This is a genomic window from Natronosalvus sp. KLKA75, assembly GCF_059736265.1.
Genome location: NZ_JCAQIC010000002.1, coordinates 118,895 through 131,167, shown reverse-complemented (window position 1 = coordinate 131,167; position 12,273 = coordinate 118,895). Strand labels below are relative to the sequence as shown.

General features: G+C 55.0%; 12 protein-coding genes and 2 pseudogenes. 6 read left to right on the top strand and 8 right to left on the bottom strand.

The annotated features are described in order from the left end of the window. The first annotated feature begins 110 nt into the window (after positions 1-110). Entirely contained in the window at positions 111-2,048 is a 1,938-nt protein-coding gene (locus tag AC6I65_RS12560; RefSeq protein ID WP_497903225.1) for a pentapeptide repeat-containing protein, read from the top strand. Between the two features lie 234 nt (positions 2,049-2,282). Here AC6I65_RS12560 and AC6I65_RS12555 read toward each other — a convergent pair whose 3' ends face one another. Then, positions 2,283-2,807: a hypothetical protein gene (locus AC6I65_RS12555; protein WP_497903224.1), complete on the bottom strand. Its 525-nt coding sequence runs from the start codon at positions 2,805-2,807 to the stop codon at positions 2,283-2,285. Positions 2,808-3,218: 411 nt separating this feature from the next. On the opposite strand from AC6I65_RS12555, the gene AC6I65_RS12550 reads away from it, so the two are divergent. Beyond that, positions 3,219-3,599: a helix-turn-helix domain-containing protein gene (locus AC6I65_RS12550; protein ID WP_497903223.1), complete on the top strand. Its 381-nt coding sequence runs from the start codon at positions 3,219-3,221 to the stop codon at positions 3,597-3,599. Positions 3,600-3,702: 103 nt separating this feature from the next. Here AC6I65_RS12550 and AC6I65_RS12545 read toward each other — a convergent pair. From AC6I65_RS12545 to AC6I65_RS12535, 3 genes and pseudogenes are all read right to left on the bottom strand, one after another. Next, a pseudogene (locus AC6I65_RS12545) lies at positions 3,703-4,053 on the bottom strand (hypothetical protein). A 33-nt stretch (positions 4,054-4,086) separates the two neighbouring features. Beyond that, positions 4,087-5,016, bottom strand: a complete 930-nt coding sequence (locus AC6I65_RS12540; RefSeq protein WP_497903222.1) for a M78 family metallopeptidase domain-containing protein — start codon at positions 5,014-5,016, stop codon at positions 4,087-4,089. 105 nt (positions 5,017-5,121) lie between these two features. Continuing rightward, positions 5,122-5,454, bottom strand: a pseudogene (locus tag AC6I65_RS12535) (DUF8013 domain-containing protein); the annotation flags it as partial. A gap of 216 nt (positions 5,455-5,670) precedes the next feature. Between AC6I65_RS12535 and AC6I65_RS12530 the strand changes: the two are divergent. From AC6I65_RS12530 to AC6I65_RS12520, 3 genes are all read left to right on the top strand, one after another. After that, positions 5,671-6,057: a hypothetical protein gene (locus AC6I65_RS12530; protein WP_497903221.1), complete on the top strand. Its 387-nt coding sequence runs from the start codon at positions 5,671-5,673 to the stop codon at positions 6,055-6,057. A gap of 432 nt (positions 6,058-6,489) precedes the next feature. Then, positions 6,490-7,332 carry an HFX_2341 family transcriptional regulator domain-containing protein gene (locus AC6I65_RS12525; RefSeq protein WP_497903220.1) on the top strand — a complete coding sequence of 281 codons (843 nt, stop codon included), beginning with the start codon at positions 6,490-6,492 and terminating at the stop codon, positions 7,330-7,332. Positions 7,333-7,867: 535 nt separating this feature from the next. Beyond that, entirely contained in the window at positions 7,868-8,362 is a 495-nt protein-coding gene (locus tag AC6I65_RS12520) for a restriction endonuclease (RefSeq protein ID WP_497903219.1), read from the top strand. Positions 8,363-8,529: 167 nt separating this feature from the next. Here the strand turns inward: AC6I65_RS12520 and AC6I65_RS12515 are convergent, their stop codons facing one another. Then, positions 8,530-9,945, bottom strand: coding sequence for an ATP-binding protein (locus AC6I65_RS12515; protein WP_497903218.1), 1,416 nt, complete (start codon positions 9,943-9,945; stop codon positions 8,530-8,532). A 482-nt stretch (positions 9,946-10,427) separates the two neighbouring features. Then, positions 10,428-10,676 carry a HalOD1 output domain-containing protein gene (locus tag AC6I65_RS12510; protein ID WP_497903217.1) on the bottom strand — a complete coding sequence of 83 codons (249 nt, stop codon included), beginning with the start codon at positions 10,674-10,676 and terminating at the stop codon, positions 10,428-10,430. 261 nt (positions 10,677-10,937) lie between these two features. On the opposite strand from AC6I65_RS12510, the gene AC6I65_RS12505 reads away from it, so the two are divergent. Beyond that, entirely contained in the window at positions 10,938-11,147 is a 210-nt protein-coding gene (locus AC6I65_RS12505) for a DUF7979 domain-containing protein (protein WP_497903216.1), read from the top strand. On the opposite strand, the gene AC6I65_RS12500 is transcribed toward AC6I65_RS12505, so the two are convergent. After that, the gene (locus AC6I65_RS12500; protein ID WP_497903215.1) at positions 11,144-11,416 is read right to left on the bottom strand and encodes a PadR family transcriptional regulator; all 273 of its coding nucleotides are present in this window, start codon (positions 11,414-11,416) and stop codon (positions 11,144-11,146) included. The genes AC6I65_RS12505 and AC6I65_RS12500 overlap by 4 nt on opposite strands. Positions 11,417-11,955: 539 nt before the next feature. Beyond that, on the bottom strand, positions 11,956-12,126 hold the full coding sequence (locus tag AC6I65_RS12495; RefSeq protein ID WP_497903214.1) for a hypothetical protein: 171 nt from the start codon (positions 12,124-12,126) through the stop codon (positions 11,956-11,958). Positions 12,127-12,273: the final 147 nt, after the last annotated feature.

Here is a 12,273-nt window from a genome sequence, read left to right as displayed (position 1 = left end):
CTTTGACATCCTCCTACGCCTGAAGACTCGGCTAGGCGTCAAACTGTACATGCTGGTCCGCTGGAGAGATGATATCCGAAACAGTTACTAATCAAACGTGAGAGTTCGAAATGATAACTACCGGGGGATTTACAACGATCTCGATGACCTCAAATGGCGGTACCGGAACCTGCGAGTACGTGGCGTATAGGGACCGACCAGAGACGTGGCATGGGGAGAACCCGGAAGATTGGTATCCGGGACACTATGCCGACAACTACTGGATCAAGGGGGATTCGTGGTCGTGCCCGCACGACGCGTACGAGGGGAATGACGAGAATTATTGTGTATTTCACACAGAACCCGAAGACGTGCCCGAGGACATCAACGAAGGTAAGCTGTTGATATCGGTCATCGAGGAGGCGATCGAGGCCGAGGAAGGAAACGAGGCTCGACGAAAGGCGGAGTTCGTGGGTGCGACGTTCGGAGAGTTGATGTTCAACGAATTGCCATCGAGCGAAGAGAAACGGTGGCTCCGGTTCGATCATGCCATATTTCGAGGGGCAGTGACGAGCAGTACCACTGTTCACCAACCGGTAAGTTTCTTTGACACCGAGTTTGAATTTGGTGCAGTATTCGAAAATGTACTCTTCGAACAGGAGGCGTGGCTTGTAGGAGCGACGTTCGAAGGGTATGCAGGGTTCAAGCAGGTGACGTTCGAGGAGTATACGTGGTTCGGGGAGACGACGTTCAAGGGAAAGGCTTGGTTCTCGGAGGCGACGTTCAAGAGGAGCGCGCGATTCGGAGAAGCAGCGTTCAAGGGGCAGGCTGGGTTCTCCGAGGCGATGTTCAAGGGGAAGGCGTGGTTCACGGGAGTGACGTTTGAGGAGTACGCGTGGTTCGAGAGGGCGACGTTCAATGGGCAGGCAGAGTTCAATAAGGCGGCGTTCAAGGAGCCCCCGAGGTTCGCTGATTCCGACTTTGTTGGTGGAGGACTGTCAGGACAACCAGAATGGCCTTCGACTACCTCGTTCGAAAAGGCCAATTTCACAGACGCAGACCTCACGAACGCGTCGCTTGCCGGTACCGACCTCACGGGGGCGCAGTTCTCTCGGGCGACCCTCTACGGAACGAGTTTTAACGACGCGAAACTCGACGGAACGATCTTCGGAGAGGCACAAATCAACGAGCGGACAAACTTTGGTCAGTTTGCTCCCAGCACTGATGGACCGACCGAAGACCGAGCATCAGATGCAACGGACGGGAACGACGATAGTGCGAGGACCCGAGGCGACGAAGATGCACGAGAGGGAGACGAGGACTTGATAGCCGATCAAACTGATGACCAAGCGGCCGAGCGTTCACTCCGGGTCGTCTACGATCCCTTCGGGGGGCCGAAATATACCGCCAGCGAAATGGAAGACGGCCTCGTCCACCGCTTCAAACGATTGATGAACCGGTACCATTACTGGCACATGACGAAGTGGTTGAACGAGGTCGACGGCAACTCGAGCGAGGAGGAACGAGTCGAGTCGGATTCCGAACGTGCCACGACGTGGGCGGCCCCCCACGCCGACACCCATCTCCGAAAGGCTGCTACTACCTACCACCTCATCGAGAACCTGGCACGGCACAACTCGCTGCCGCACCTCCAGTCGCAGGCGTTTGTCCGTCGCCAAGAGATGCACCGCCTGCAGTACGCGAAGAAACGACAGTTCAGCAAGTGGCTCCGCGCGTCTGCCGCGCGAGCGACCCTCCTTTATGGGGAGAGTCCGTGGCGAGTGATCGGTGCCTCGCTGTTGGTCATATTCCTCTGTGGAATGCTCTACCCGCTCGGCGGATTCAGGGAACCCGGCTCGGGCGAAGTCGTGCAGGTCAGCTCCGTTGGCGAGTGGGTTGCGACGCTACCCGACGGCATCTACTTCAGCACGCTCACGTTCACGACGCTCGGGTTCGGCGATTTCCAGCCTGTCGCGTGGGGGAAGTGGCTCGCCACAATGGAGACGGCGCTCGGAGCGACCCTGATCGCTTTGCTCGTGTTCGTCCTCGGGCGGCGGGCAGCGCGTTGAAGGATCGTTCCGTAAGTACTGCGGCCTCGTCGCTTCTCGATTTCTAACTCCTACCGTTGCTGAGGTGTTCGTAACTCCTCGGCCACATCACTATTTGACTCCATCAATCACTCGTAGCAATACCATGCTCGCCACATTCGTTAGAAGCTTCGTCCAAAACACCCTACATCTATAGAGAATTGAGGAGAATACTGTTGGCTTTAGTCTTCAGGATTGTGAGAACGTTTCAGGACGCTATTGGTGTCTATCGCTGACTGCTTTCGAAACGGACCATGCAAACTCCAGATAGTCGTCTTTGAGTGTGAACGAAGTTGCTGTCTGGCCTTCTCGAGTCTGAAGTGATACTGTGACAGTTCCGTCCTCAGTTTTGTAAGCGTCAAGGAGCATGAGAACGCCAACTACAGCTGCGGCCAGTCCAGCTATTACGAGAATCGCCTCGCTGGATCCGTCAGCAACGCCCAATGCCCCGAACGAAATCATTCCGAGGATCACTAAGAGAATCCCGACCACGATTGCTTGCTGATCTGGTCCCTTCGATGGTTTATGATCGATAGTGAGTCCTCCGAGAGAGTCAAAAAAGGTCGAGTCGACAGTTCCAGATTTACCACGAGAGTCTAACGTCACCAACCGGCCATCTGTCACTAAGTACGTCTCCATGCTGACCTGGTTCGGACCTACCGTTCTCGTATGAACATCGATCGCGGTTTCTCCTTTCGAAATATGTTTCTCGAGAATATCCTTCTCTTCCTGTGATGCCATTTATTAATCTTGATATCTAACCAATGGGTTGTTACTGTTTCTAAAGAGAACAGCGAGAGTTCCACGGGTTACCTGACCTGTGGGTGAATCGCGTTCACTTCCTCCATAAGCCATAGTTTCAAGTCATTATGGAACCATATTTACGGTACGGAAATCACGTTATCTGCCTTGCAAAATCCACGCACTGAAACAGGATAAGACGTGGTACTCCTTCGGCGTGAGTGAGGCCTCGTGAAGATACTCGTCCGCATTCTCGGCAAGTTCGTTGACAGTAACCGGTTCCTCACTCATCTAGCCGAGATTCTCCGGTACCTTGCTTTGATGTGGCGACCGCATCAGCAACTGTATCGTCTCAGACCGATTCGCATTTAAGCGAACCGCTTTTGCACGCACCACTCGAACGACGGGGTAATGGGTACGTCCGATCACCCGCCAAGCGACCTAGAGTCCGTACGGGAGCGGCTCAACGTCGTCACCCAGGAGACCCGGTTCGCGCTCCTCCAGGACATCCTCGGGCATCCGTCGGAACTGCCGACGCTGAAGGAACTCGACTTCGTCAACCCGAGCAAGAGCCAGACGACGATTCATCAGCACCTCCAGCAGCTCGTCGACGCTGGCATCGTCGAGGAAGTGCTCCTGCCCGGAGACCGTCGGCAGAACGACCTACCGTACAAGTTCTACGGGATCAGTGAGAGCGGCCGGCAGTTCCTCGAGGAGTACAAGCTCCTCCGAGCGCAGGAGACACTCCGAGAGATTCACGATCGAGTGGAGAAGACCGACGCCATCAGATGATACGAGACCGCTCCGCGACCCGAACGCTAACAGCGTCTGTCTTTCACTTCGCAGACGGGGTGCCCTCCGAACAACTGGGCATCCGACTGAGGGGTTAGTTTGGCTACTCGTCTGGATCCACTGGAGATTTGTACTTTGACTTGATGCGATCTCCATCCCGCCACTGTCAGTAATAGTAGCGGTTGTCGTCGATCTCCTCGATCGTGAGTGTCGCTTTCGAGGGGACGTCATCGGGAAGATCGTCGGGCCGCTCGTTGAGCTCGTCTTCCTCGTCCACTGCGGCAAGGCGGGCCTCGCGCTCACGATACTCGGCGTACTGAGCGACGTACTGGAGCAGCTCGGGCGAGTAGTCGTCGAGTGTGTCGACGACGTCGGTTGGGAGGTCCGTCGGGGGCGTCGGTGGCTCGTAGGACGTGGACCGATTTGTGTTAACCAACACAGACGCGAGGAGCATAGTTTTGTTGGTTAACTGACGGAGACGGTGTCTTCAGCCTTCGGCGACCGTCTCGATAATCTCCTGGGCGGTCGAACTGATCCGCCCGAGTCGGTCCTGAATCACCTCAGGGTCATCGCCGTGCCACGCAGCGAGGTAGAACGCCGATCCGCTCGTATCCAACCCAAAATACCGACCGACGATGTACGCGACGGCCTCCGCTTCGACCTCGCGTTTCGACCGTTCGTCCTCGTCGTCGACGTCGAAATGGAGCAGCGCGTGAGCGAACTCGTGAATCAGCGTGACTGCGAGGTCGGCCTGGTTCGGACGGGCTTTCGCCTCCACGATCGGCGTGAAATCGTGGATATCCCGCTGTTTACAGACGCCTTTCGCGTCGCCGTGCGCCCACTCGTCAGCATCGACGATACGAACCGTCACGCCGAGTTCATCCGCAGCCTCTGTGAGTGCGAGCACCAGGTCCTCGGCGTCGCCCGTCGCCTCCGTTTCTAGCTCGGGAAGCGGTTCTCCTTCGGTCTGCGAGAGATCGAAGACAGCGGCCGGTTTGAATCCCACGAGCCCTTTCGACCACTCCTCGGGTGGCCTCTCCTCGTAATCACAGCTGATTTTCTCGTGGTAGCTGGGCGAGTTCTCGCAGTCCGGGCACTGCTTCGTGATGATCGGTGCCCAGATCCAGATCGCCTGTTCGCCTTCCTGCACGTGCCGGTCGAACTCGTTCCGCCAGGTGTTGAAGCCGGCGACCTTCGTCGCATCGGGACACTGGAGTTTGACGAGCAGCGTGTTGCGATGGGAGTAGTCGTGGAACCGACTCTGGACGTCGAGCCACTCCTGGAACTCATCACTGGCCTGTGCCGCATCGACGTCGTCAACGAGTTCGTCGATCCATGCTTCGATCGTACTGTGCATCTCGTCCTTTCGCGTGTCGGACTCCTCGAAGGAGACCGACGAGTTACTGGTCGTAGCCATAATTCTCGAGAATTCGCATTACTGCGATCGCTCCAATTCAGCCTGCGCCGCACCCTTCCGGGGCGTACAAAAACAACTCGTAGCGGCGGCTACTGGGGGAGCAGCTTTCTCATCAGCGAGGCCGACTGTGACGAGGTACTCGAGGAACACGTCGAACTGGTCGAAGTCACTGGGCGTGTCGGTCGCGAGGTGGCGTACCCACTCGATGGCCCACCGGAACGCGGGGTCGGTTCTGCCCTTTCCGTGGATGTACCACCAGCGGGCTGCCTTCAGGACGACGAGCGGATTCGTCGGTGGCTGCTCACTCGCAAGCTCCCGGGTGAGCGATGTGATCTCCTCGGGCACTTCGGCGGGATCTACCTCTCCTGATTGAGTGTTCGTTACGTCGACTGGAATAGCATCGATCGAGACGTTGGTCGAACTGTGTTGCTTACTCACGGAAAACCACCGTCTTGGAGGGTTCTCTGGATCGAGCCCTCGCCCTCTCTGTGGGGCGTGAAAAACGGTCTACTGTGTTACACTGGCGGACAAGAGGATCCTCTGTCAGTCGATCACACCCTCATGAATGGAAAGCTGGGCTAGAGACACGATCTCTAACCCTTCACCAGTAATAGCGAAATTGGTAAGTCATTAAATCGATGAAATACATGTTAGATGACCGCCTCGAAGGCTACTCTGTGGGCTACCTGGGTTGAAGAAACCCTTCTCGAAGATATCCACGCACCGGATCAGCCAGATCCAGTACCGTTCTTGACCACGGACGATGAGGGCCTCACTACTACAGACGCGCTTGACCGCTATCGGTACGGCAAGAACGACGGCGAATACCTGTATCTCATCTACGTAGCCGACGAGCCAATCAACACCGCCTCAGATATCACTCCTGTGTACGTCGGTGAATCCCGGAATATCGGGTCTCGGATCTTTTCGACAGTACCAGTGACGGCGGCGTCTCGGAGCTGCACCGCGGTCTGCTTCGTCGGGCGGCTCTGGGTGATAAACTGGACTATCTCGTCGCTTTCGTCGACGTACCAGTCGTAGACGTCGTCCACCTCGGTGACGACTTCGTCGAGGCGGTTGACCAGCGGGGTGCAGATGGTGGACATGGGATATCGTGGGTAAGTGGTGAGTCTGGATTCCGGGTTGGCGTCGCCAAGGCGACCCACGCTTCGATAGTACGAGTTGGATGATGGACACCCCAGTCGGCACTATGTCCGTGATGCAACGGGCGTTTTCGAGTGCTATCAGGCGCTGAAAGTGCGATTGAGAGGAACAGAAGCCTGGAAACAGTACACTCGGTGAGCCGTGGTGGCGACGACGCAAACAGTCGGGGCCGTAAGATTAGTAAGATACCATCTCTTTCACTCTCTCGACTTGAATAGTCAATCAAACGGACACACCGGATCTAATCCATCGTCTTCGAATCGTGTGTTCCACGATTGCTAGAAAATAGCGGAGAACTCAATCCAACCCATGAAAAATTTCGTCGAAATTCACATTGTGCCTGTCTGGAACGAATATGAAGCCGTTCTCGACCCCATCGAACACCACCAGCCTGACATCGTCTACCTCCTGGAGGACGAAAACACCGACCACCCTGCCTACCAGGACGATCTCCGACGGGGGATCACGGAGACGGGCGCGACGCTCAACACGGTCTCCGTTGACCTCTTCGACATGTTCGCCGTAATGGGGTCGGTGACTACACTTGCAGACCGCCACTCGGGACAAGTCGTTCGTGTAAATGTCACGAGCGGGACCAAGCACGCCGCCATCGGCGCCACCATGGCGTGCATGGATGCGGAAACCGTTGCGCAACCGTATTCCATCAAACCCGAAACTCCCGCCGTTACCGAGACACGACCTGTCTCGGAACCCCTGACCGAAGCAACCGAACTGGAGATCTATCCCATTGATTCACCGACTCGTGACCAACTCGCCGCACTTGCGGTCATCGATGCGTGCAACACGGACACGCGGCGTACCAAATTCCGCAATATAATTGACGAGGGTGTCCGTCTCGACTTCGACTGTTTCCGTGACAGCACCGAGGGTAAAGCCCGCTACGGAAAACTCCGTCAGTACATCATCGAACCACTGCAAGAGAAGGGTTACATCGATGTTGATGCAGCCTCGAGCAAGTCAAAATACGTGACCGTTGAGGAGTCGGGTCGACAGACGCTCCGAGCGTTCCGTCACCGCATCGAAGACATCATCGACACGTTGGAGAGTAGCAGCAACCCGAACGTCCAATTCGAGTTGGACGATCCTACGGAATCAGTAAAACGATGGGAGGAATCATCGGTTAAACCCTGAACCATGGAGAGACGTCGTGGACTGCACGTGGAGTTCACGTGTACGATTCCGGAGAGTTTGGGTCTGGAGGTACCAAGCGGCGGTGGCTCAACTCCGGGAAGCCACTCGTTGATGGCGACGAGTTCGTGACCATCGAGGCGGGCGACGTCCTCTGGGTAGCTGCGACCCCGGCCACTCGTGTCCATCTGGTCGGATTGGTCGTTTCGAGGCGGTTCGTTCCGGAGTGGCTGATCTGTACTCATCATTGATCTCGAGGCACGCTGGTTCGCACCCCCCCCCCTCAGAAGCGAACAAACGAGTTCCCGACGGGTGATCGATAGGGAGAGCGAGGGCTGACCGGGATGGAAGTCACTCATTCGAGAGCGATCTTCGAATCGGTTAGTTGCCTGCGTAGGCGGTTCTACTCACCCAAGGAAGTATTCGCGAGCGACTCGAAAGACACAGGTACGAAGACGGGACGGAATCGACGTTGGATAAGGGTAAACGACTCACCATTATCCTAATTACTATAACTTTCTACTCATATCTTCATCCGATGGTATACATAAAGGACGTGTTACAAGAGATGGACGATTATGCATTTGAACATTTCGTTGCTGACCTCTGGACCCGCATGGGGTATGAGACAAGCGTAACTTCTGCAAGTCAAGACGCAGGTGTGGATGTCCTCGCTAAGGACCCCGCTTCCGGAGGAATTCTTGTTATACAGGCAAAACGATATTCTCAGTCTACCACAGTTGGGGGGCCTGATATCCAACAGTACTCTGCTCTCCAGTATCAAGTTCCAAATGCATTCGGAGTTGCTGTGGTAACGACTTCGAGATTCACTCAGCCAGCAGTCGACCGTTCACGTCAATTAAATGTCCAGTTGATCGATGGCGACACTTTGGTTCAGCTTGTTTCCGAGTACAACGCCAAAGATCTAGTTGAACACTACATAGGGGTTAATGCTGCAGACCTCAAGACATGGTCATACGCCGAAATACTGGCTACTTTGATTAAAATTTACAAGCGGATCAAGAGGTTGTGAATTATTGTGGGAGTTTTGATTTGGCAATTAGGCTCAGCCCGAAACGCAGGTCGTACTCGAGGAAACCAGCGGTGAGACAGAACCTGCGAACTCCTCGGAAGACGTGGGCCTAACCCTCAGTGAGGGAAGTCCACGACTTCAGTCGTGGGAGTAGTCACCCTCCGGCGTTAATGGGCGATTCCACTCTCGAGAACGGCAACGATATCGGACAGATCGAAGAGGTGGAGGTCGTCACGTTCGTCTGCAGCTTCCTCGACGGAGCGTTTGAACCCAGAGCGACTGAACAAGGCGAATTCGTACGTCGGTTCACCACCACCGGTGGGCGTCCAGTCGATATGGGGGACGTCGTCTTCGAGATCCGAGAGCACGTCATAGCCGAGGGGGGTGTTGGTGAATTTCGCTTCGCCAGCGATCAGCGTCGACTCGTCGGTTGGTGCGACGACATCTACCTCCCGGCCCTTGTACCACCACTGGCTCGGCACCTGTGTGAGCTGGTAGTCTGCATAGAGCGCCGGTACCGCCTGGTGACAGAGCGATTTGAACGTTTCGCTGACGAAGTCGGGCAATTCCGGTTCGATGAGATCCGCGTAGGCGTTCTCGCCGTAGAGTTCGTACTGCCCCCCGCGGCCGTAGAGATACCGGAAGTAAAACCGGAATACGGGATCTCGAATCAGGTACCGTGTCCGCTTGCTGCGCGCCGGATCGGCGAGTGCCGGATGGTGTTTCTCGATGATCTGGAGCGTTTCCAGCCGGTCGAAGTAGTACGACGTGTTGGTGCTCTCGATGCCGGCTCCCTGGGCGATCTCGTTCCGACTGCGGTTCCCGCTGGCCATCGACTCGAGAATCGAAAAGTACGTGTTCACCTCGTTGAGTTCCATCTGGAGGACGGTTTCGGGCTCGTCGTGGAGTGGGCCATCCGGATCGCACAGCAGCCGCGTGATGTTCTCTCCGAGGCTCTGTGATGGATCGAGAGGGCTGAGATATCGGGGTGTGCCACCGAAGACGCCATAGACGAACACCCGTTCTTCGGGATCGTACGTCGGCACGAACTCTTGGATGGAGCGAAACGGCAGCTGGGTGAGTTCGACGCGGCCATTCGGCGTCTGGGACACCCGGCCGTAGAGTGGCGCACCGCCATCTAGGACGTGGGTATGAATCATGCCGATTGCAGAGCCTGTGAGTACGAGCGTTGCCTGACTCTCCTCGATAGCTGTATCCCACAGGTGTTGAATGACCGACGGAAGTCCCTCGTTCGATTCGATGAGGTACGGAAATTCGTCGATGACGATGATGGCGTCTCTGTCGGTGAGGTACGTTAAGAGCGGTTCCCACTCCTCTTTGACGGCCGTGATGTCTGGATAAGTCGTCGCTGCGGCCTCGACGAATCGCCTGAGCTGTGTCGTCGCTGTTCCTTGGACTGCCTGATAGTACACGGTATCGTCGCGGTCGGCAATCGATTGGCGGACGAGTTCGCTCTTGCCGATCTGGCGGCGCCCATAGATAATTGCGAGCTCTGCAGCGTCACTCTCATAGAGGGTCTGCAACCGCTCGAGTTCTTCGATACGATCGACGAACTGGTCCATACCTCCATTCGTTGTGGGAGATACATATGTGCCCCGAAGTTAGGAACAAGACTATAATAGTCTGAACTATAATACCCTGGTCCCTAACACGGTAGATCAATCATTCGATCTTTCATCCGCTTATGTGTTTGAGTAAGCCGTACTCGTGGCGAAAACTGGAGTTGGATTGGGGTCTCTGTCAACAAAAAGCAACCCTGCGCCACGCAAGGCTTGCTCTCCCGCGAGGGAGGAGGGGCGATGGCACGCCCCGTGCGGTGCAAGCGGATACCCAAGTACATCACACGCCTCTTCCGAGGCCCGACGCATACGCGCACAAACCAGAGTACCACCATCACGGTGGGAATATCGCTTCCGGGGACTCAGGAACGACCTGCTGTCCTATGGAAGGAATCCCACGACTTCAGTCGTGGGTGGATGTCAATTCCTGTGCGGTTCGATTTCAGTGACGGCTACTATAGATAGTGTCGAAGTTTTAGTTGCTCTCACTCGATCCTAACAACCGGCTCTTCCTCAACTTCCATAGTAATCGTGTGCCCTGCGTATGGAAATTCTACTCGACCAACCCGGGTAGTCCCACCAAGGGTTGTAGAAAAGATCGACTCCAGTGCGTCAGGTTCGACGGCGTCATAGAGTGGAGGAAGCTCTAGTGGGTCCGTGTCCTCGAGGGCTGCTACTTCGTCTACGATCTGTTCGTGTATCTCATTGTTCCCGTCCGCAAGAGACTGAGCCATTGACACTGTCTGACACACCGTCGCGGTAATACTTTTCGATACTATTGTTACCAGCAGTCATTGGTCTTGGAGTGAATCCACTTTGAGTGGTGTTGGCGCGTGATCTGTCGAAAGTAATCCGCTAACTCGATTTGTTTCAGTTGTAGTTCTTTCCCGTTGTGGATGATTATCTAATTATCAGCTTCAGAGAGGGTCAATTATGAACGGTCATCGATTAACATCGTAAAAATATTGAAGAGGTTGCGGTTGGTATAGAATAGCATGACACCACACATCAGGCTCAAGCCAGTTGACGATGTTCCCACCGACTCCTGCGTTTGTCACTATGACGAGTTAGGCGAAGGTGCAAAGGAGGAGTTTCCAACTCTTACAGAATCGACTGGTGTTTCTGTCGATCGTTCAGTCGCAGATGGACTCCAGGGATGTGACCTCGTGAAATACACAACCTACTACGAGGTCTCCGTCAGCTAATCAACGTACTGTGATTCCCACTCTCGTCGCTCCTCAATTGCTCGCTCCCCGGATTCCGTGATCGTGTAGTAATTCGTCCTTCGGTCTAGCTGCCCCTTTTCGACTAACTCCTTGTTGACTATCGTATCGAGGTTGGGATACAGCCGTCCATGGTTGATGTCGATGCTGTAGTACTGCTCCACCTCTTCTTTGACATCCTGTCCAGACGGTTGATCGGCACCGGCAATGACGTATAGGAGGTCTCGTTGGAACCCTGTGAGGTCGTCCATCTCGAGAGACAGTCCAACACGTGATATGTTTGTTATACCCGTCGTATGTGCTGTTAGGAAAACTAATCGCCTTTCTCAGTAAGTGTTTGGTGGGCTTAACCGTACATCACACTTCCAGCACTTCATTACGTATTCATCGACTGCGGTACCACAATGTGGGCATTTGATTCCGAAACTCATCTCTGAGGGAATTTAGCTCTGGTTCCATCATTGGTTAATCGGTAAGCTCGTCTCTGCGCTACTCGGGAGCGGGCCCGTAGCGAGCTGTTCCACACACCTGGCACTCCCAAATCGGTTACCCCGTCCACGCCTCATCAGGGATCGATTCGTGGGTCTTGAACCGATGGTCAGTTGCTCTCCCACAGCTCTATCAGTCGAGGTACGCCGTCGTTGGTACCGACGGACGTTGGCTATCCGACTCACCCCCGTCAACTGTCTCGGTAATACGGTGACTACGTGGTTGCGAGTCGCCGCTCAACACTCAAAACTGGGAGACAAATGTTCTCGCAGAATCAGTCCACGTCGCGTTGTTCGATCGGTTACTCCGCGTCCTCCCCGTCCTCGTTATCTCCGCTTATCGGTCCTCGAGTGAATTTCTTATCGTCCTTGTCGCGGTATCGCTCAGATTCCCGGTTGTACTCTTCGTTTGTGATTTTCCGAAGGAGTTTGTCCGCTCCCTTTTTCACCTTGTTTGAAGTCTTCTCCGGCATACCCTCTACATGAGGTTCCACATACATATATTTTCCTTACTTATTAGTAAGATAATCAATCTTCGCGTTACAAGTGACGGCGCGTATCCTCGCGCTAAAGCGGGAGGTTTGCGCCTGTTCGTTCCATAAATCGATCCGGAACCATCG